Origin of the sequence: Agrococcus sp. SCSIO52902 (genome assembly GCF_022983135.1) — a bacterium.
In the GTDB taxonomy this organism is placed as follows: Bacteria; Actinomycetota; Actinomycetes; order Actinomycetales; family Microbacteriaceae; genus Agrococcus; species Agrococcus sediminis.
Genome location: NZ_CP095269.1, coordinates 2,132,201 through 2,151,112, shown reverse-complemented (window position 1 = coordinate 2,151,112; position 18,912 = coordinate 2,132,201). Strand labels below are relative to the sequence as shown.

Below are 18,912 nucleotides of genomic sequence, written 5' to 3'. Positions count from 1 at the left end.
TGACGCAGGACACAGAGAGGACCAGCATGTCGGCTGAGGACCACGCCGGGCACGAGCAGCAGCAGGTCGCCGTCTACGACCGCGGCGCGGCCATCGAGCAGTCGGACGCGTTCGAGAACCCCGGCCTGCCGCCGCACCGCCCGCGCCAGACCGACCTGCACCCCGAGAAGGAGCGCCGCGCCGAGCGCCAGGTCGTCGGCTGGTTCCTGGTGTCGATGCTCGGCACCGTGCTCGCGATCGTCGCGTACATCGCGGTGCCGATCGTCGAGGGCGACATGACGAGCGTGCGCCTCAGCAACCTCTTCCTCGGCCTCGCCATCGCGCTCGCGCTGCTCGGCATCGGCATCGGCGGCATGCACTGGGCCCGCCAGCTCATGAGCTCGCACGAGGTCGTCGAGGAGCGCCACCCGTCGCGCGGCTCCGAGAAGAGCCGCGCCCGTGCCGTCGAGATCTTCCAGCTCGGCGACCAGGAGTCGGGCTTCACGCGCCGCTCGCTGATCCGCAACACGCTCATCGGCGCCATCGCGCTCGTGCCGCTGCCGGCGATCGTGCTCTTCCGCGACCTCGCCCCCGCGCAGGACGCCGTCGAGGCGATCTCGAACACCATGTGGCGGCAGGGCACGCGCCTCGCGCTCGACCCGACGGGCACGCCCATCCGCGCCTCCGACGTCACCGTCGGCTCCGCCTTCCACGTGATCCCCGAGGACCTCAAGGACCTCGACCACGACGGCGGCTACCTCGACCAGAAGGCGCTCGCCTCGGTGCTGCTCGTGCGCGTGCCGCTCGACCGCCTCAACGAGCAGCCCGACCGCGCCGGCTGGTCGTACGACGGCATCGTCGCCTACTCCAAGATCTGCACGCACGTCGGCTGCCCCGTGGCGCTGTACGAGCAGCAGACGCACCACCTGCTGTGCCCCTGCCACCAGTCCACGTTCGACGTGACCGACCACGCCAAGGTGATCTTCGGTCCCGCCAAGCGCCCGCTGCCCCAGCTGCCGATCACGGTCGACGACGAGGGCTACCTGATCGCCCAGAGCGACTTCACCGAGCCCATCGGTCCGTCGTACTTCGAGCGTCTGCACCACATCGACGAGGGCCACGTCCCGCTCTCGGCCGCTGAGACGGAGAACCGCGCATGACCTCCACCGCAACGCGCGACACCTTCACCTCGAAGGCGTCGAACTACCTCGACGAGCGCACGAGCATGTCGACGCTCGTCGCCACGCTCGGCCGCAAGGTCTTCCCCGACCACTGGTCGTTCATGCTCGGCGAGGTTATCCTCTACTCGTTCGTCGCGATCCTGCTCTCGGGCACGTTCCTGACGTTCTTCTTCGAGCCGTCGATGACCGAGGTGCACTACGAGGGCTCGTACGTGCCGCTCAAGGGCATCGCGATGTCGGCCGCGTACGCGTCGTCGCTCGACATCTCGTTCGACATCCGCGGCGGACTGCTCATGCGCCAGGTGCACCACTGGGCGGCGCTGCTGTTCGTGGCCGCCATCGGCCTGCACATGCTGCGCGTGTTCTTCACGGGCGCCTTCCGCAAGCCGCGCGAGATCAACTGGGTGATCGGCTTCGTGCTGTTCATCCTGGCGATGGCCGAGGGCTTCACGGGCTACTCGCTCCCCGACGACCTGCTCTCGGGCAACGGCCTCGCGATCATCAACGGCATGGTCAAGGGCATCCCGATCGTCGGCACCTGGATCTCGTACCTGTTCTTCGGCGGCCTGTTCCCGGGCCACGAGATCGTGCCGAGGCTCTTCGTGCTGCACATCATGCTGCTGCCGGCGCTCGTGATCGCGATGATCGGCGTGCACCTCGTGCTCATGGTCATCAACAAGCACACGCAGTTCGCCGGCCCCGGCAAGACCAACGACAACGTCGTCGGCGCGCCGATCATGCCGCTGTTCGCCGCGAAGGCCGGATCGTTCTTCTTCATCGTGTTCGGCGTGCTGGTGCTCATCGCCTCCACGTTCACGATCAACCCGATCTGGAACTACGGCCCCTACGACCCGTCGCCGGTCTCCGCCGGCACGCAGCCCGACTGGTACATCGGCTTCGCCGACGGCGCCCTGCGCCTGGCGCCGGGGCTCGAGTCCGAGCTGTGGGGCATGACGCTCTCGTGGAACATCCTCATCCCGATGGCGGTGCTCGGCATCTTCATCGTGCTGGTCATGTTCTACCCCTTCATCGAGCAGTGGATCACGGGCGACAAGCGCGAGCACCACATCGCCGAGCGCCCGCGCAACAACCCGACGCGCACGGCCATCGGCTCGGCCGGCATCGTGTTCTACGCGGTGCTGTGGGCCGCGGCGTCGTCCGACCTCATCGCGACGCACTTCCGCCTCAACGTCTTCCAGGTCACCTGGTGGCTGCAGGCGACGCTCATCCTCGGACCGGTGATCGCGTACTTCCTGACGAAGCGCATCGCGATCGGCCTCCAGAAGAAGGATCGCGAGATCCTGCTGCACGGCTACGAGTCGGGCCGCATCCTGCGGCTCCCCGGCGGCGAGTATGTCGAGGTGCACGAGCCGCTCGACGAGTACGAGTCGTGGAGGCTCAAGTCGTTCGACACGTACGAGCCGGTCATGGTGCGCCCGAACGCGAAGGGCCGGATCACGCCGGGCACGCACCTGCGCGCGGCGATGACCCGCTGGTTCTTCGAGGACCGCATCAGCCCCGTCACGCGCGGCGAGCTCGAGGCCGCGAAGCACGACGGTCACTGATCTGACGCACGACGAGGAAGGGCCCGGGATCGCTCCCGGGCCCTTGCCTCTGCGCGGAATGCCCCGCGCGCTCCCCCGGTTGGCCTGAGCGGAGAGGATCCCCATGCCCATCGAGTTCGGTGTCCACACGTTCGCCGCAGTGCCCGTCGTCGACGGCGCTCCGCTCAGCCACGCGCAGGTGCTGCGCGACGTCGTCGCCGAGGGCGTCGCTGCCGACCGGCAGGGGCTGGCGTTCTTCGGTGTCGGCGAGCACCACCGCGACGACTTCGCGGCGAGCGCGCCCGAGATCCTGCTGGGCGCGCTCGCGACCGCGACCGAGCGCATCCGCCTCGGCACCGCCGTCACGGTGCTCTCGTCGAACGACCCGGTGCGGGTCTTCGAGCAGTTCTCGACGCTCGACGGCATCTCGAGCGGGCGCGCCGAGATGATCGTGGGCCGCGGCTCGTTCGTGGAGTCCTTCCCGCTCTTCGGCTACCGGCTCGAGGACTACGAGGCGCTGTTCGAGGAGCGGCTCGAGCTGCTCGCCGCGCTCGTGCGCGAGGAGCCGGTCACCTGGTCGGGCACGCTGCGGTCGCCGCTGCACGAGCAGCCCGTCTACCCGCGCTCGCACGCGGCGGAGCACGGCGGCCGCATCCCCGTCTGGGTGGGCGTCGGCGGCTCCCCCGAGTCGGTCATCCGCACCGCGCGGCACGGCTTCGACATGATGCTCGCGATCATCGGCGGCAGCCCCGCGCAGTTCGCGCCGTTCGCGGGCCTCTACCGCAAGGCGATGGAGCAGTTCGGGCACGCGCCCGGGCGCATCGGCATGCACTCCCCCGGCCTCGTGGCGGAGACGGACGAGGAGGCCAAGCGCATCCTCATGCCGCAGTGGATGGTCTACCGCAACCGCATCGGCCGGGAGCGCGGCTGGGGCGACGCCACCGAGCGCGAGTTCGACGCGTCGATGGCCGAGCACGGCGCGATGTTCGCCGGGAGCCCCGAGACGGTCGCGCAGAAGATCGTCTGGGCGAAGGAGACCCTCGGCGTCGAGCGCTTCGACCTCAAGTACGACTCCGGCACGAGCCACGAGGACAACCTGCGCTCGATCGAGCTGTTCGGCACCGAGGTGGTGCCGCGCGTGCGCGCGCTGCTCGGCGAGGCCTAGCCGCTCGCGGCTAGCGCAGCACGGCCTCGGCACGCTCGAGCAGCTGCTGCGCCGACGAGTTGCCGCGGTCGTCGCCGCGCCCCGCGTTGGCGAGCGCGTGCCCGAGCAGGTGCGTCGCCGCGATCGCCGCGACGCGCGCGTCGCCGTGCCAGCCTGCCTGCAGCTCGTCGGCGAACGCGGCGAGCGCGGCGCCGGCGGGCGTGCCGGGCGTGCGCTCGACGGCGCTGACGACGACGTGCCCGAAGAGCGCGCCGCGGTCGTCGGCCGGGTCGCCGAGCCCCGCGGTGTCGATGTCGAGGATGCCCGTGATGCGCGAGGGGTCGTCCTCGGCCACGAAGATCTGGCCGAGGTGCAGGTCGCCGTGGATCGTCACCGGGCGAGGCACGGGCGTCGCCGCGTAGCGCTCGTGCACGATGCGCGCGAGCCTCGCGGTCTGCCGCGCGAAGACCGGCGCCGTCTCCTCCATGCGCTCGGCGTACCAGTCGACGCGGCGCGCGAGCGACTCGCGCGCGCCGATCGCCGCGGGCACCGTGGCGATGTGCTGCGTGAGCTCGTCGAACCCCCGGGCGAAGCGGACGCGGTCGATGCGCTCGAAGACCTCGATGGCCGGCACGCCCGGCAGCTCGCCGAGCAGCACGAGGCCGGCGTCCGAGAAGCCGAGCGTGCGCGGCACGGGCACGCCGGCGGCGCGGAAGCGCTCGTGCAGGTCGTGGATGGTCGAGGCGAGCGACGGGTGCACGACCTTCGCGAACCAGCGCTCGTCGGCGGTGTCGACGCGCAGCACCGCGCGCTTGCCGGGCCGGTAGGCCTCCATGCGCAGCTTCGCGCCCTCGGCGGCGATGCCGAACTTCGCCAGCACGACGCCCGCCGCCTCGGGGTAGGAGACGGCCGGGAGCGACGGCAGCGCAGGGTCCTGCGGGTACGCCCACGCGGTCAGGCGACGGCCCGAGGCGTCGACGAGCTCGACGGTGTGCTCGTCGACCGGGGCGCCCGGCGACGTGTTCACGTAGATGGTGACGCGCTCGATCGTGTCGTCGGGCGTGCGCACTCCGCAGGAGTAGCCGATGATGAAGCCGTCGTTGACCGGCTCCACATCCTTCTGCGCGAAGTCGACGAGCTCTCGCCCGCTCTCCGCGACGAGCCGCATGAGCACGGCGGCGGCGTTGTCGAGCATGGCCCCATCCAACACCGCCCCCGCTGGGAACGGCGCACGCCGCGCGTATCGTGGAGCCGTGCAGCGGATCGGGCGTCGGTGGTTCGGGCGCCTGCTGAGCGTCGAGCAGGCCTCATGGCTGCAGGTGCTGAAGACCGTGGTCGCGATCGCGCTCTCGTGGTTCGCCAGCCGCCTGCTGCTGGGCGTCGAGCTGCCGATCTTCGCGGCCATCGCCGCCCTGCTCGTGGTGGCGCCGAGCGTCAACCAGTCGATCGGCAAGGGCGTCGAGCGCTCGGGCGGGGTGCTCGGCGGCGTCGTGCTGGCCTGGGTCGCGCACCTGCTGCTGCCGCCCGGGCCGCTCATGGTGCTCGCGGTGACGATGGTCGCGGTCGTGCTCGCGCGGCTGCTGCGGCTCGCGCCGATGGCGGCGAACCAGCTGCCGATCAGCGCCATGATCCTGCTCGCGCTCGGCGCCGGCACGGGGCCCCTGTTCGGGTTCGAGCGCGTCGTCGAGACGCTCATCGGTGCCGTCGTCGCGCTGCTCATCAACCTGGCCGTCGTGCCGCCGGTGCACCACGAGCCTGCGGAGCGGGCCATGCGCGAGCTCGCGCACGACATCGCCGACGCCTACGACCGCGTCGCGAGCGCGCTCACCTCGGACCGGGTCGAGGGAGCGCGGCTGCTCGAGGACGCGCGCGCGCTGCGGGGGCGCGCGCAGGCCACGCGGGCCGCCATGGACGCGCTCGAGGACTCCACGCGGCTGAACCCCCGCACCCGCGCGCTGCGGGAGCGCATCGAGCGCGACGAGCGGCTGCTGCTGAGCCTCACGGTGCTCACGAACCGCGTCATCGGCATGTCGCGCTCGATCGCCGACCGGTTCGAGCCGTCGCTCGTCGCGGACGCCACGGTGCAGCGCATCGCCGTCGAGGTGCGCCGGATCGCCCACGAGGTGCGCGCGCTCGTCGACCAGCAGGCGCTCGACGACGGGCGCACCACGTCGATGCCGGCGCTCGAGGGGCCGGCGCTGACGACGCCGATCGAGGTCCCCGCGCCGCATCCGACCCACTGGGTGCTCATCGGCGCCCTGCTGGAGGACGTGCGTCAGGCGCGCGAGTCGCTCGAGGCCGGCGCCGACGGCGTGTAGGGCACGAGCCACTGCAGGCGCCAGAACTCCTCGGCCGACAGCTCGAACGAGTGCGTGTCGATCGACACGGCCCTGCGCACCTCGTCGGGGTCGAGGTGCGGGCGGGCGAGGATCGACACCGCGCTCTGGCCGAGCACCGTCGACCGGCCGAAGTGGATGGCGACGATGTCGGGCGTCGCGGGCGTGTCGGAGACGACGTAGGCGCTCGACAGCAGCCGGGAGCGCCCGAGCATCCGCCACGAGAAGTGCCGGCCCGCCCACGTCGCCTCGGCGATCACCTCGCGGTCGCCCTTGTCGGGCCGGTGGTACTCGTAGACCTCGCGCAGCTGCAGCGGCGAGTTGCGCACGAGCTCGAAGCTCACCCGCGGGTTCTTGCGCTCGGCGTGCGTCCAGTACGGGAACGTCGTCGCGCGGATCGCCCAGGTCCCCCGCAGGAGGCGGGCGAGCTCGGCGGGATCGGCGACGCGTGACATGCGTTCAGGATAGCCGCGGGGCTACGCTCGCGTCATGGCGACCGGCGACCTGCAGCACGCGATCCTCGTGGCCACGCGCGCCTACCAGGGCCGCACCGACCGGCAGGGCGAGCCCTACGTGGCCCACGCCATCCGGGTCATGCTCGACGTCGAGGGCGACGACGCGCGCTCGGTGGCGATCCTGCACGACGTGCTCGAGTGGGGCTCGATCTCGCTGCGCGAGCTGCTCGCCGAGCACTTCCCGCAGCGCATCGTCGAGGCGGTCGAGGCGATGACCGCGCGCGACGACGAGCCGCTCGAGGGGTTCCTCGAGCGCGTGCGGCGGAGCGAGCTCGCGGTGGCGGTCAAGATCGCCGACCTCCGCGACAACGCGCTGCCGTGGCGGCTCGACGCGATGCCCGACGCCGCCACCCGCGAGCGGCTGCTCGCGCAGTACCGGCGCTCGGCCGAGCTGCTCGGCACGAGCCTCGACGAGATCTGCGGCCGCGCGGTCGCGTGAGCCTCGGCTACCAGATGCCCCACGGGCGCCGGCGCACGCGCCGCTCGACCGGCAGCAGCAGCCGCAGGAACAGCCGGTAGCGCGCCTCGTCGAGCACGAGGTCGTGGCTCGGCAGGTGGTCGACGATCGGGCCGAAGAGGCGCTTGAAGATGCCCGGGCCGTGCATCCGGTGCGTCTCGTCGTCGGCGCGCCACGACGGCGGCGTCGCGTACGTGTCGTAGACCTCGCGGCCCTGCTCCTTGAACCACTGCATCGCCGTCCAGCGCAGCAGGTGCGCGCCGCCGCGGATCGCCCGGTCGGGCACGCTCCCGCCGTCCTTGGCGAGCGCGTAGCGGCCGAAGCCGATCATGAACGCCGACGCCTGCGGGCCGTCGTGCGCGCCGTCGTAGCCGAACCAGAAGTGGCCCTGCCCGCGCTCGCACAGCTCGCCCCAGAGCGTGCGGTAGTACGCGTACGGCTTCATCGTGTCGACGCCCTTGCCGCCGGCGACCGTCTGCATGAGCGCGTACATCTGCTCGTACGTGGCCTCCGAGTGCGGCACCTTCTCGACGCGGTACCCGTGCTTGATCGCGTTGCGGATGTGGTTGCGCAGCTTCTTGCTGAAGCCGGCGAAGATGTCGTCGACGTCGGGCCGCAGGTCGACGAGCACCGTGTGGATGTTCTGCTGCACCGTGTTCGCCGCGCGAAAGCCGGCCGCGCGCAGCGCCTCGCGCCGCTCCGGAGTGTCGACCTCGTACGGCTCGACCTTGACCGCGAACACGCCCTTCGCGACGTCCCCGCGGGCCGCACGCAGCGCATCCGCGATGCCCGCCAGCTCGTCGAAGGCGGCACCGGGGCCGAGCGGCAGGTACCAGTAGCGGCCGGCGAGGCTGCGGTGCTCGAGGGCGAGCACGTGCACGGGCGCCGCGCCCTCGGCCTCGAGCACGAGGAACACCGGGTGCAGGCGCTCGGTGGCCTTGAGCTTCGCGTAGGCGAGCCCCTGGGTCCACTGGCCGCCGTCGGGGTTCGCCTCGACGCGGGCGTCCCAGTCGAGCAGCTCGTCCTGCCGGGCTCGGCGGATCGTCCAGCGGTGGGCGGTTGCGGATGCCACGGGTCTCCTATCGCAGGGCGTCGGTGCCGGGCTTCAGTCGCCACTCGATGCGGCGCACCGCCTGCTCCCAGAGCCTGTGGCGCACGCCGCGGAGGACGATGTCGAACGACGGCAGGTAGCTGACGACGGGCCCGAACTTCTTCTTGAACTGGCCCACGCCGTGGTACCAGTGCGTCTCGTCGTCGAGCTGGTCGGGGCGGGGCGTGCCGCACAGGTCGAAGGCCGACTTGCCGTCGGCCGCGGCGTCCTGCATCGCGCGCCACAGCAGCAGCGCCGCTCCCCCGGCGATGTGCCGCGTCGGGCGCGAGCCGCCGTCCTTGTAGACGGCGGTGCGGCCGGCGAGCGTGACGAAGATCGCGGCCTGCGCCTGCCCGGAGTCGTCGTCGTAGCCGAAGTAGAAGCGGCCGTTGCGGGTCTTCGCGAACTCGCCCCAGAAGAGGCGGTAGTACGCGTACTCGCGCATCGCCGCGACGCCCTCGCCGCCGTTGATGGTCTTCAGCAGCTCGTAGAAGCGCTCGAAGTCGTGCTCGGTCGCGTCGTGCGCCTCGATGCGCTCGACGCGGTAGCCCTTGTTCTCGGCGCCGCGGATCGACGAGCGGAGCTTCTTCTGGAAGTCCATGATGAGCTCGTCGCCGCGCGTGAGGTCGAGCACGACCGTGTGGGTGAGCAGCTGCATGTCGCGGCTGCGCACGGCGCCCGCGCCCTCCATGCGGGCGATGAGCTCGGGGCTGCGGAGCAGGTGCGGCTCGACCTTGATGGCGAGGAGGCCGGCCTGCCGGCGGCCGAACGCGCGCATCGCCCGCACCATGCCCTCAAGGTCGGCGCAGGTCGGGCCGAGCGGCACGTACCAGTAGCGGCCGAGCCAGACGGTGCCCTCGTGCGCGAGCGCGTAGACGGTCTCGGCGCCCTCGACGACGAGGAAGCGCGGCTCGAGCCGGTCGTAGCGCTTGATCTCGCCCATGGCCCGGGCGCCGGTCATGATGCCGCCGTCGGGGTTCTGCTCGATGAGCTCGTCCCAGCGCGCGATCTCGTCGTCGGTCGCGAAGCGGACCGTGGTGGGCGCGCTCATCGCAGCGTGTCCGGGCCGGGCTTCAGGCGCCACTCGACGCGGCGCACGACCGACTCCCACAGGCGGTGCCGCACCGGGTGCAGCACGAGGTCGAACGACGGCAGGAAGCTCGTGATCGATCCGAAGCGCAGCTTGAACTGCGCGAGCCCGTGGAACGGATGCGTCGGGTCGTCGGCGCGGTCGGCCGGCGGCGTGCCGGCGAGGTCGAAGGCGAGCTTGCCCTCGGCGATGCAGTCCTGCATCGCCGTCCACAGCAGCAGCGCCGAGCCGCCGTTGATCTTGCGATCGGGGCGCGAGCCGCCGTCCTTGTAGACGGCGGTGCGGCCGGCGGTCGTCACGAAGATGCCGGCCTGCGGCTCGTCCCCGTCGTCGTCGTAGCCGAAGTAGAAGCGCCCCGTGCCGGCCTCGGTGAAGCGGCCCCAGAACTCGTCGTAGTACGCGCGCTCGCGCATGCCGGCCATGCCCTTGCCGCCCTGCACCGTGAGCATCATCGCGTGCATGCGGTCGAAGGTCTCGCGGGTGGGCTCCGGGCGCTCGACGCGGTAGCCCTTCTTCGTCGCCCCGCGCACCTGGCGGCGGATCATCTGCGAGAACGACGCGAACAGCTCCTCCTCGCCCTGCGCGAGGTCGAGCACCACCGTGTGCGTCATCACCTGCATGTCGCGGCTCTGCTCGAGGCCGAGCGCGACGAGCTCGTTGATGCGCTCGGGCGATCGCTCGAGGTGCGGCTCGATCTTGACCACCAGCAGTCCCTGCTCGGTGCCGGCGAAGGCGCGGAGGCCCTCGACGACGGCCGCCATGTCGGTGGCGGTCGGCCCCATCGGCAGGTACCAGTAGCGGCCGAGCGACACCGAGCCCTCGAGGGCGAGGGCGTGGATGCGCTCGGTGCCGCCGGCGAGCGGCAGGGGCGCGTCGATCACGAGGAAGACGGGCTCGAGGCCGTCGAAGCGCTTCACCTCGGCGAACGCCCTCGACTGCACCATGTGCCCGCCGTCGGGGTTCGCCTCGATGAGCGCGTCCCAATCGGCGATCTCGTCGGCGGAGGCGCGTCGGACAGCGGCTGCAGCAGGCATGGAACCTCTCGGTGGGGTGGGCCCGACCAGCCTACGGCGCGCTCTGGACGGCCGTCGTCGGCTCGCCGCGGAGGTCGCGCACCAGCAGGGTCGCGCCCACGACGGCCACGGGCGTCGCGACGACGGCGAGCCCGGGCACGAGCAGCAGCAGGTAGGCGACCATGCCGAAGCCGAGCGACCGCCAGCGGCGGCTGCGCAGGAGCGCGCGGCGCTCGGCGAGCGAGAGGCCCCGCGCGTCGCCCGCGATGCCGGTCAGCTCGCGCACGAGCGCGCCGCCGCCGAGCACGGCGCCTGCCACGAGCCCGAGCACCGTGCCGACGAGCGGCACGAGGCCGACGAGGAACACGACCGCGCCCGTGCCGATCGCCATGCCGATGAGCACGACCGCGTCGCGCAGGCCCTTGCCGAGCGCGGGCCAGAAGCCCAGCTCGACCTCGTCGGGGATGCCGCCGAGCCGCCGCTCGACCGAGCGGGAGATGCGCTCGTAGAACGGCTCGCCGATCGCGAGCGTGACGGCGGCGAAGGTGAGCACGCACAGCACGACCGCCCCGACCAGGATGCCGAGGGCGAGGGCGAGCCGCAGCGCGCCCGACCACTGCTCGTCCCACGCGTCGGCGAACGGCGTGAGCGCCGCGGCCCATCCGCCCACCTGGAAGGCGAGCAGCACGACGAGGGCGAGCATCGCGAGCCCCACGATGAGCGCCGGGATGGCGCCCAGCAGCATGAGGCCCGGGTCGCGGGCCCAGGTGCCGAAGCCGCGCAGCAGCAGTCGGGCGCCGGCGAGCAGCTCGGAGATGCGGTGTCGCATGGGGCCATGCTGGCACGTCCGTAGGATCGTCGCGTGCAGATCCCCGCGGCCGAGGCGCGTCCCTCGCACGCGGTCGCGGTGCTGCTCGCGGCCGTGCTGTGGGGCACCACCGGCACCGTCGCGCACTTCGCGCCGTCCGGCTCCTCGGCGCTCGCGATCGGGCTCGCGACGTTCGGCGTCGGCGGGCTCCTGCTCGCCGCCGCATCCACCCGGCGCGTGCTCGGCGTGCTGCGGCAGCGCGCGCACCTGGGGTGGCTGCTCGCCGGCGCCGCGGGCGTCGTGCTCTACCCGGCGGCCTACTACCCGTCGATGACGCTCGCGGGCGTCGCCGTCGGCAACGTCGTGGCGCTCGGGTCGGGCCCGATCTTCGCGGCCCTCCTCGAGTGGGCGGTCGACCGCCGGCGCCCCGACCGGCGCTGGGCGGCCGCCACGGGCGTCGCGGTGGTGGGCATCGCCCTCCTCGCGGTGGGCGGGCACGGCGCCGCCGCGGGTGGCGGACCGGCGGATGCCTCGGCCGCGCCCGCGGGCGTCGCGCTCGCGCTCGCGGCCGGGCTGGGCTACGCGCTGTACGCCTTCGCGGGGGCGCGCCTCATCGCCCGCGGCGCTCCGGCGACCGGCGCGATGGGCGCGCTCTTCCTGCTCGGCGGGCTCGCGTGCCTCGCGTGGCTCGCGGTGGTCGGCCTCGGCCCGCTCGCATCGCCGGGCGGCGCGCTTACGATCGGGTACCTCGCCCTCGTGCCCATGGCCCTCGCCTACCTGCTCTTCGGCTACGCGCTGCGGGCGCTGCCGTCGTCGAGCGCGACCACGCTCGCGCTCGCCGAGCCGGTGGTCGCGACGCTGCTCGCGGTGCTCGTCGTCGGCGAGCGGCCGACGCCGCTCGGCTGGGCGGGCCTCGTGGTCGTGGGCGCCGGCATCGCGCTGCTCGCGGTGCCCCGGCCCTTGACGCGACGGCGTCGACGAGTAGCGTCGGTGCCCGAGGACGACCCGCTGCGAGAGGAATCCGATGCCTGATCCGCACATCAAGGACGAGGAGCTCTACGAGAAGCTCCGCGACGAGGGGAACTCGAAGGAGAAGGCGGCCCGCATCGCCAACGCGGCGGCGCGCGACGGCCGCTCCGAGGTCGGCGAGCGCGGCGGCGACGCCGAGCGCTACGAGGATCGCACCGTCGACGAGCTGCGCGACCGGGCGAAGGAGCTCGGCATCGAGGGCACCTCGGGGCTCAAGAAGGCCGAGCTGATCGAGCGCCTCCGCGACCACTGAGGCCGGCGCCGCGCGGCCGGCGCACGGATGGCCCGAGTCGGTGGCAGGATGCCGACATGCCGAACGACGCCCGCGGGCGCGACGAGACCCCTGAGGAGCGCGCCGACCGCAACTTCGGCGACATCCTGCAGGAGCTCCGCGTCGTGCTCACCGGCACGCAGCTGGTCTCCGGCTTCCTGCTGGCGGTCGCGTTCCAGTCGGGCTTCCGCGACCTCGACCAGGACGAGGTGATGCACTACCTCGTGCTCGTCGGGCTCGCCGCGCTCGCGACCCTCCTGGGCCTCACGCCCGTGCTCGTGCACCGGCTCCACTTCCAGAAGCGCATGAAGCAGGAGATCGTGCGGCTGGCGAACGTGCTGCTGCTCGCGACGCTCGTGGTCGTGTCGGTGCTCCTCGTCGGCGTGACGAGCTTCATCTTCGAGGTCGTCGTCTCCACCGGCGCCGGGCTCTGGGCGTCCATGGTGTGCGCGGCGGTCGTCGTCGCCCTCTGGGCGCTCGCCTGGGCCGCGAGGCGGAACGCTCCCCAGCGCGAGGACTGACGCCCGCGGGCCGGGCGCGGCGCATGTCGCCGTGTTACCGCCCGGGGTGCGCCTGCGGCGCAGCCACTGCGAGTCTGGCCCTCGTCCACGAGATGAGGGAGCAGCATGGCCGAGCACTGTCGCGGCGAGCACGCGTGGGACGGCATCCGCCGGGTCGACCTCGAGCGCCCGTCGAGCCGCAAGTGGAGCCTGCACCCGGGCACCATCGGCGCCTGGGTGGCCGAGATGGACTTCGGCACCGCGCCGCCGGTGCGCGAGGCGCTCGCCCGCGCCGTGCAGGACGACGTGCTGGGGTACCTCTCGCCGGCCACGGCCGCCGAGCTCGCCGAGGCGACCGCCGCCTTCCAGGCGCGGGAGCACGGATGGGCCGTCGATCCCGAGCGGGTGCACGCGGTCTCCGACGTCATGGCCGCCCTCGGCGTCGCCGTCGAGGAGTACTCGCCGGCCGGCTCGGCGGTCATCGTGCCGACCCCCGCGTACATGCCCTTCCTCACCTACCTCGCGACCCTCGGGCGACCCGTCGTCGAGGTGCCCGGCGTCGTCGAGGGCGGCCGCTGGCGCCACGACCTCGAGGCCATCGACCGCGCGTTCGCCGCCGGCGCCCGCACGCTCGTGCTCTGCAACCCGCACAACCCGACCGGCACGGTGCTGCCGCGCGCCGAGCTCGAGGCGATCGCGGCGATCGTCGAGCGCCACGGCGGCCGGGTCTTCGCCGACGAGATCCACGCCCCGATCCGCTTCGACGGGCGCGCGCACGTGCCCTACGCATCCGTGTCCCCCGCCGCCGCGGCCCACGCGGTCACCGGCACGAGCGCCTCAAAGGCGTGGAACATCCCGGGGCTGAAGGCCGCGCAGCTCATCACCGCGAACGATGCCGACGAGGCCGTCTACCGCCGCTTCGGGTTCGCCGTCGCCCACGGCGCTTCGACGCTCGGCGTGATCGCGTCGACCGCCGCCTACCGCGACGGCGGGTCGTGGCTCGCGGAGGCGGTGGCCTACCTGCAGCGCAACCGCGACCTGCTCGCCGGGCTGCTGGCCGAGCGGCTGCCGGGCGTGCGCTGGCGCGCGCCCGAGGCGACCTACCTCGCCTGGCTCGACCTCGCGGGCCTCGGCCTGCCCGCCGGCAGCCCCGCGACGCTGCTGCGCGAGCGCGCCGGCGTCACGCTCACCGACGGGGCGCTCTGCGGCCGCGGCTCCGAGACGCACGTGCGGCTCGTCTTCGCGACACCCGCGCCGGTGCTCGAGGAGGCCGTCGAGCGGATCGCCGACGCCGTGCTGCCGGTGGGCGCGGGAGCCGGTCGATGAGCGGCGGCTGGGGCTTCGAGACCCGGCAGATCCACGCCGGCGCCATCGTCGACGGCGAGGCGGGCGCGCGGGTCACGCCGATCTACCAGAGCGCCGGCTACGTGCTCGACGACTTCGACGACGGCGTCGAGCGCTTCGCGGGCCGCAGCGCCAAGCGCGCCTACTCCCGCAACGACAACCCGACGAACGTCGTCGCGGCGCGCCGCATCGCCGACCTCGAGGGCGGCGCCGACGCGGTGCTCGTCGCGAGCGGCCAGGCGGCGATCGCCGCGGCGCTGCACGCCCTCGCGCAGGCCGGCGACCACATCCTCACGACCGACCGCCTCTACGAGGGCACGCGCGAGATGGTGCGCGGCTCGCTCGCGCGGCAGGGGCTCGAGTTCGAGCAGCTGCCGATCGACGCCGACGAGGAGCGCTGGGCGGCGGCCGTGCGGCCGACGACCCGCGCCATCTACGCCGAGTCGATCGCCAACCCGCTCGGCGAGGTCGCCGACCTCGCGCTCCTCGGCCGCGTCTCGGCGCGCACCGGCGTGCCGCTCGTGGTCGACAACACCGTCGCGACCCCCTACCTGTGCCGCCCCTTCGAGCACGGCGCGGCCGTGGTCATCCACTCGACCTCGAAGTGGCTCGGCGGCCACGGCTCCGTCATCGGCGGCGCGGTCATCGACAGCGGCGCCTTCGACTGGTCGGCCGAGCGCTTCCCGCACCTGCACGCCCCGCGCCCGCACGGCGCGCCGTCGTTCGCCGAGCGCTTCGGGAGCGCGGCCTACGGCGCCTACCTGCGCTCCGTCGTCGTGCTCGAGCACGGGCCGACCTTCCCGCCGACGAGCGCCTTCCTGCTGCTGCACGGCATCGAGACGCTCTCGCTGCGCATGGAGCGGCACGTCGCCAACGCGCGCGCCGTCGTCGCCGCCCTCGCGGCGCATCCGGCCGTCGCGCGCGTGCACCACCCCGACCACGACGACGCCCAGGCGGAGGTCGTCGGGCGGATGCTGCCCGACGGCGCGGGATCGGTCGTCTCGGTCGAGCTGCGCGGCGGCAAGGCCGCGGCGCGCGCCTTCCTCGACCGGCTGCGGCTCGTGAGCCAGATGACCCACATCGGCGACGTGCGCACGCTCGCGATCCACACCGGCAGCACCATCCACGGCAAGCTCGCCGAGGAGGAGCGGCTCGCGCTCGGCATCACGCCGGGGCTCGTGCGGATCTCGGTCGGCCTCGAGCGGGCCGACGACATCGTGGCCGACCTCGAGCAGGCGCTGGAGGGGCTGGCCCTGGAGGAACAGGCACCGTGAGCGCGCTCCCCTACTCGTTCGAGCTGTTCCCGCCCCGGAACGACGCCGCCGCGGTGCGCATGCTCGAGGCGGTCGACGCCTTCGCCGCCGTGGAGCCGGCGTTCGTCTCGGTCACGTTCGGCGCCGGCGGCACGACCTCGCGGCACTCGCTCGGCGTCCTGCAGCGCCTGCTCGATGCGGGGGTGAGCCCCATGGCGCACCTGACCTGCACGGGGCTCGGGGTGAGCGACACGGCCCGGCTCGTGCGGCAGTTCCTCGACGCCGGCATCACGAAGTTCCTCGCGCTCCGCGGCGACCCGCCCGCTGACGGCGTCCCCGAGCCCGCCACGTCGCTGCGGTCGGCGGCCGAGCTCGTGCAGCTCATCGACCGCGTCGACTCGGAGCGGGTGCCCTACGCCGAGGTGCCGCTGCCCGGCCTGCGCGCCTCAGCGCTCGCCGAGCGCCGCTGCGGCGTCGAGATCGCGGTCGCCGCCTTCCCGAACGGCCACCCCGGCGCGGGGGTGCACCGCGGCGACGTCGACGCGCTGCTCGCGAAGCAGGAGGTGGGCGCGACGCTCGCCATCACGCAGCTGTTCCACGACCCCTACGACTACGCGCGCTACGTCGAGCTCGCACGCGCGCGCGGCGTCACGATCCCGATCGTCCCCGGGGTCGTCATCCCCACCTCGCACCGCCGGCTCGTGCGCTCGGCGCAGCTCGCCGGCGAGGGGCTGCCGCGCGTGCTCGCCGAGCGGCTCGAGCGGGCGACGCCCGAGGAGGCGGTCGCGATCGGCGTCGACGCGGCCGTCGCGCTCATCGACTCGCTCGCCGAGCACGACCCGCCGGGCGTGCACCTCTACACCTTCAACGACCACCGGCCGGCGATCGACGTGCTGCACGGCATCGGCGCGCTCGCCCCCATCCGCACCACCACGACAGGAGCACCATGACCAGCACCTTCCCCGGGGGCACGATCCTCGGCTACCCCCGCATCGGCCGCCGGCGCGAGCTGAAGCGCGCGCTCGAGGCTCACTGGCGCGGCGCCCTCGACGACGACGGCTTCCACGCCGCGGCGGCCGCCAACCGCCGCGCCGACCTCGCGAGGCTCGTCACACTCGGCCTGCGGGCCGACGACGCGTCGATCCCGGTCGAGGCCGCGCACTACGACCACGTCCTCGACGCCACGCTCACCTTCGGCGCGATCCCGCCGCGGCTGCGCGGCCGGCTGCCGGGCGGGCTCGCCGGCGAGTGGCTGCTCGCCCGCGGCGACGGCGACGACGCGCCCCTCGAGATGACGAAGTGGCTCGACTCGAACTACCACTACCTCGTGCCCGAGCTCGACGCCGACTCGGCCTTCTCGCTCGCCGACCGCCGCATCGTCGACCGCTTCCTCGAGGCGGCCGACGCCGGCGTCCACGCCCGCCCCGTGGTCGTGGGCCCCGCGACCTACCTGGCGCTCGCGAAGGCCGACGGCGTGCGGCCGATCGACCTCGCCGAACGGCTCGTGCCCGCCTACGCCGAGCTCGCGCGCGCGCTCGCCGCGGCAGGCGCGACGTGGGTGCAGCTCGACGAGCCGGCGCTCGTCGCCGACCTCGACCACGTGTCGACGGCAGAGCTGCAGGCCGTCGCGCGCTCCGGCGCGGCGGCGGTGCGGGGCGCGGGGCTGCGCGTGCTGCTGCACACCGGCCACGGCGACGCGGCCGGCCGGGTCGAGCCCCTCGCCGCCGACGTCGACGCCCTCGCCGTCGACCTCGTGCGCGGCTCGGCGCCCGACACCGGGGCGCTGCCGATCGTCGCGGGCGTCGTGCACGGCCGGAACGTGTGGCGCACCGACCTCGACGCGGCGCTCGAGGCGCTGCGCCCCCTCGCCGAGCGCGGACCCGTCTCGGTCGGCACGTCGACCTCGCTGCTGCACGTGCCGCACGACCTCGACGCCGAGGGCGCCCTCGACGAGCGGCTGCGCTCTTGGCTCGCCTTCGCCGACCAGAAGGTCGAGGAGGTCGCGGCGCTCGCCGCGGCGCTCGAGGGCGTTCCCGACGAGGTGCGCTTCGCCGCCGCGCGGACTGCCATCGCCGACCGCGCGGCCGCACCCGGCGTGCGCGACGCCGCGGTGCGCGAGCGCCTCGCGGCGCTGCCCGCCGACGCGCGCGAGCGCGCGCCCTACGCCGAGCGCGACGCGCTGCAGCGCGAGCGGCTCGACCTGCCGCCGCTGCCGACGACCACGATCGGGTCGTTCCCGCAGACGGGCGAGATCCGCGCCGCCCGGGCGCGCCACGCGCGGGGCGAGCTCGACGACGCCGCCTACGCCGAGGTGCTGCGCGCCGAGGTGCGTCGCGTGGTCGCGCTGCAGGAGGAGCTGGGCCTCGACGTGCTCGTGCACGGCGAGCCCGAGCGCAACGACATGGTGCAGTACTTCGCCGAGCACTTCGACGGCTTCGCGGCCACCGAGCACGGCTGGGTGCAGTCGTACGGCTCGCGCGCGACCCGGCCCTCGATCCTGTGGGGCGACGTGTCGCGGCCCGCGCCGTTCACGGTCGAGTGGATCGCCTACGCGCAGTCGCTCACCGACCGGCCCGTCAAGGGCATGCTCACGGGCCCCGTCACGATCCTCGCGTGGTCGTTCGTGCGCGACGACCAGCCGCTGGGCGAGACCGCCGATCAGGTGGCGCTCGCGCTCGCCGACGAGATCGCCGACCTCGAGGCGGCAGGCGTCTCCATCGTGCAGGTCGACGAGCCGGCGCTGCGCGAGCTGCTGCCGCTGCGCCGCGAGGCGCGCCCCGACTACCTCGCGTGGTCGGTGGACGCGTTCCGGCTCGCGACCGCGGGCGCCGCGCCGGCGACGCAGATCCACACGCACCTGTGCTACTCGGAGTTCAACGCGGTGGTGGATGCGATCGACGGCCTCGACGCGGACGTCACGAGCATCGAGGCGGCCCGCTCCCGCATGGAGGTGGTCGGCGCGCTGACCGAGCACGGGTTCGGCCGCGGCATCGGACCGGGCGTCTACGACATCCACTCCCCTCGCGTGCCGGGCGCCGACGAGCTCGACGCCCTGCTCGCGACCGCGACCGACGGCATCCCCGCGGGGCTGCTGTGGGTCAACCCCGACTGCGGGCTGAAGACCCGCGGCTACGAGGAGACCGTGGCGAGCCTGCGGGGGCTCGTCGAGGCAGCGGCGCGCGCCCGCGCGGCGGTCGCGGTGCGCTGAGCCGCTCTCCGGCCGACGGGGCCGTCCGCGCGAGCGGGCGGCCCCGTCGGCCTGGTGCGCGACCGCATCCCTGGCGAAGTGTGACGCCTCGTTGCAGGGCGATGTGCGCGACGCGACCCGATCGTCTGTACTTGTGGCAGCACCAAGTCC

The 18,912-nt window shown here is 73.5% G+C and carries 18 protein-coding genes; 12 read left to right on the top strand and 6 right to left on the bottom strand.

All coding sequences use genetic code 11. The annotated features are described in order from the left end of the window. The first annotated feature begins 26 nt into the window (after positions 1-26). The 3 genes from MU522_RS10595 to MU522_RS10585 all read left to right on the top strand — a co-directional run bounded on the left by MU522_RS10595 (position 27) and on the right by MU522_RS10585 (position 3,869). The gene (locus MU522_RS10595; RefSeq protein WP_246990914.1) at positions 27-1,139 is read left to right on the top strand and encodes a Rieske 2Fe-2S domain-containing protein; all 1,113 of its coding nucleotides are present in this window, start codon (positions 27-29) and stop codon (positions 1,137-1,139) included. Further along, a complete protein-coding gene (locus MU522_RS10590) occupies positions 1,136-2,725 on the top strand; it encodes a ubiquinol-cytochrome c reductase cytochrome b subunit (protein WP_246990913.1) in 1,590 nt (529 codons plus the stop codon). Before MU522_RS10595 ends, MU522_RS10590 begins: the two co-directional genes overlap by 4 nt. Positions 2,726-2,828: 103 nt before the next feature. Continuing rightward, entirely contained in the window at positions 2,829-3,869 is a 1,041-nt protein-coding gene (locus MU522_RS10585) for an LLM class flavin-dependent oxidoreductase (RefSeq protein ID WP_205649658.1), read from the top strand. Between the two features lie 10 nt (positions 3,870-3,879). Here MU522_RS10585 and MU522_RS10580 read toward each other — a convergent pair whose 3' ends face one another. Beyond that, positions 3,880-5,043, bottom strand: coding sequence for a phosphotransferase (locus MU522_RS10580; protein ID WP_164877139.1), 1,164 nt, complete (start codon positions 5,041-5,043; stop codon positions 3,880-3,882). A 58-nt stretch (positions 5,044-5,101) separates the two neighbouring features. Here MU522_RS10580 and MU522_RS10575 point away from each other — a divergent pair, with 58 nt between their 5' ends. Continuing rightward, entirely contained in the window at positions 5,102-6,166 is a 1,065-nt protein-coding gene (locus MU522_RS10575; RefSeq protein ID WP_246990912.1) for an FUSC family protein, read from the top strand. On the opposite strand, the gene MU522_RS10570 is transcribed toward MU522_RS10575, so the two are convergent. Then, positions 6,124-6,639: a hypothetical protein gene (locus MU522_RS10570; RefSeq protein ID WP_128189946.1), complete on the bottom strand. Its 516-nt coding sequence runs from the start codon at positions 6,637-6,639 to the stop codon at positions 6,124-6,126. The genes MU522_RS10575 and MU522_RS10570 overlap by 43 nt on opposite strands. Positions 6,640-6,673: 34 nt before the next feature. On the opposite strand from MU522_RS10570, the gene MU522_RS10565 reads away from it, so the two are divergent. Then, entirely contained in the window at positions 6,674-7,138 is a 465-nt protein-coding gene (locus tag MU522_RS10565; RefSeq protein WP_146354179.1) for an HD domain-containing protein, read from the top strand. Positions 7,139-7,145: 7 nt separating this feature from the next. On the opposite strand, the gene MU522_RS10560 is transcribed toward MU522_RS10565, so the two are convergent. From MU522_RS10560 to MU522_RS10545, 4 genes are read right to left on the bottom strand one after another with little or no spacing between them, the layout of a single operon-like run. After that, positions 7,146-8,228 carry a GNAT family N-acetyltransferase gene (locus MU522_RS10560; protein WP_246990911.1) on the bottom strand — a complete coding sequence of 361 codons (1,083 nt, stop codon included), beginning with the start codon at positions 8,226-8,228 and terminating at the stop codon, positions 7,146-7,148. A 7-nt stretch (positions 8,229-8,235) separates the two neighbouring features. Continuing rightward, the gene (locus tag MU522_RS10555) at positions 8,236-9,297 is read right to left on the bottom strand and encodes a GNAT family N-acetyltransferase (RefSeq protein ID WP_246990910.1); all 1,062 of its coding nucleotides are present in this window, start codon (positions 9,295-9,297) and stop codon (positions 8,236-8,238) included. Continuing rightward, a complete protein-coding gene (locus MU522_RS10550; protein WP_246990909.1) occupies positions 9,294-10,370 on the bottom strand; it encodes a peptidoglycan bridge formation glycyltransferase FemA/FemB family protein in 1,077 nt (358 codons plus the stop codon). The genes MU522_RS10555 and MU522_RS10550 overlap by 4 nt, the downstream gene beginning before the upstream one ends. 31 nt (positions 10,371-10,401) lie before the next feature. Then, positions 10,402-11,178 carry an EI24 domain-containing protein gene (locus MU522_RS10545; RefSeq protein ID WP_246990908.1) on the bottom strand — a complete coding sequence of 259 codons (777 nt, stop codon included), beginning with the start codon at positions 11,176-11,178 and terminating at the stop codon, positions 10,402-10,404. Positions 11,179-11,211: 33 nt separating this feature from the next. Here MU522_RS10545 and MU522_RS10540 point away from each other — a divergent pair, with 33 nt between their 5' ends. The 7 genes from MU522_RS10540 to metE all read left to right on the top strand — a co-directional run bounded on the left by MU522_RS10540 (position 11,212) and on the right by metE (position 18,762). Beyond that, a complete protein-coding gene (locus MU522_RS10540; protein ID WP_246990907.1) occupies positions 11,212-12,189 on the top strand; it encodes an EamA family transporter in 978 nt (325 codons plus the stop codon). Next, positions 12,182-12,439 (top strand): Rho termination factor N-terminal domain-containing protein, encoded by a 258-nt coding sequence (locus MU522_RS10535; protein WP_146354189.1) that lies wholly within the window; start codon positions 12,182-12,184, stop codon positions 12,437-12,439. Before MU522_RS10540 ends, MU522_RS10535 begins: the two co-directional genes overlap by 8 nt. 56 nt (positions 12,440-12,495) lie before the next feature. After that, the gene (locus tag MU522_RS10530; RefSeq protein ID WP_246990906.1) at positions 12,496-12,978 is read left to right on the top strand and encodes a DUF6328 family protein; all 483 of its coding nucleotides are present in this window, start codon (positions 12,496-12,498) and stop codon (positions 12,976-12,978) included. A gap of 105 nt (positions 12,979-13,083) precedes the next feature. Further along, entirely contained in the window at positions 13,084-14,283 is a 1,200-nt protein-coding gene (locus MU522_RS10525) for an aminotransferase class I/II-fold pyridoxal phosphate-dependent enzyme (RefSeq protein WP_246990905.1), read from the top strand. After that, positions 14,280-15,575, top strand: coding sequence for an aminotransferase class I/II-fold pyridoxal phosphate-dependent enzyme (locus tag MU522_RS10520; RefSeq protein ID WP_246990904.1), 1,296 nt, complete (start codon positions 14,280-14,282; stop codon positions 15,573-15,575). Before MU522_RS10525 ends, MU522_RS10520 begins: the two co-directional genes overlap by 4 nt. Beyond that, positions 15,572-16,504 carry a methylenetetrahydrofolate reductase gene (locus tag MU522_RS10515; protein WP_246990903.1) on the top strand — a complete coding sequence of 311 codons (933 nt, stop codon included), beginning with the start codon at positions 15,572-15,574 and terminating at the stop codon, positions 16,502-16,504. Before MU522_RS10520 ends, MU522_RS10515 begins: the two co-directional genes overlap by 4 nt. After that, positions 16,501-18,762 (top strand): 5-methyltetrahydropteroyltriglutamate--homocysteine S-methyltransferase, encoded by a 2,262-nt coding sequence (gene metE, locus MU522_RS10510; protein ID WP_246990902.1) that lies wholly within the window; start codon positions 16,501-16,503, stop codon positions 18,760-18,762. Before MU522_RS10515 ends, metE begins: the two co-directional genes overlap by 4 nt. Positions 18,763-18,912: the final 150 nt, after the last annotated feature.

Coding starts and splice junctions, on each gene's coding strand:
- MU522_RS10595 (WP_246990914.1), top strand. CDS start 27: ATGTCGGCTGAGGACCACGCCGGGCACGAGCAGCAGCAGGTCGCCGTC.
- MU522_RS10590 (WP_246990913.1), top strand. CDS start 1,136: ATGACCTCCACCGCAACGCGCGACACCTTCACCTCGAAGGCGTCGAAC.
- MU522_RS10585 (WP_205649658.1), top strand. CDS start 2,829: ATGCCCATCGAGTTCGGTGTCCACACGTTCGCCGCAGTGCCCGTCGTC.
- MU522_RS10580 (WP_164877139.1), bottom strand. CDS start 5,043: ATGCTCGACAACGCCGCCGCCGTGCTCATGCGGCTCGTCGCGGAGAGC.
- MU522_RS10570 (WP_128189946.1), bottom strand. CDS start 6,639: ATGTCACGCGTCGCCGATCCCGCCGAGCTCGCCCGCCTCCTGCGGGGG.
- MU522_RS10565 (WP_146354179.1), top strand. CDS start 6,674: ATGGCGACCGGCGACCTGCAGCACGCGATCCTCGTGGCCACGCGCGCC.
- MU522_RS10555 (WP_246990910.1), bottom strand. CDS start 9,297: ATGAGCGCGCCCACCACGGTCCGCTTCGCGACCGACGACGAGATCGCG.
- MU522_RS10550 (WP_246990909.1), bottom strand. CDS start 10,370: ATGCCTGCTGCAGCCGCTGTCCGACGCGCCTCCGCCGACGAGATCGCC.
- MU522_RS10545 (WP_246990908.1), bottom strand. CDS start 11,178: ATGCGACACCGCATCTCCGAGCTGCTCGCCGGCGCCCGACTGCTGCTG.
- MU522_RS10535 (WP_146354189.1), top strand. CDS start 12,182: ATGCCTGATCCGCACATCAAGGACGAGGAGCTCTACGAGAAGCTCCGC.
- MU522_RS10530 (WP_246990906.1), top strand. CDS start 12,496: ATGCCGAACGACGCCCGCGGGCGCGACGAGACCCCTGAGGAGCGCGCC.
- MU522_RS10525 (WP_246990905.1), top strand. CDS start 13,084: ATGGCCGAGCACTGTCGCGGCGAGCACGCGTGGGACGGCATCCGCCGG.
- MU522_RS10520 (WP_246990904.1), top strand. CDS start 14,280: ATGAGCGGCGGCTGGGGCTTCGAGACCCGGCAGATCCACGCCGGCGCC.
- metE (WP_246990902.1), top strand. CDS start 16,501: ATGACCAGCACCTTCCCCGGGGGCACGATCCTCGGCTACCCCCGCATC.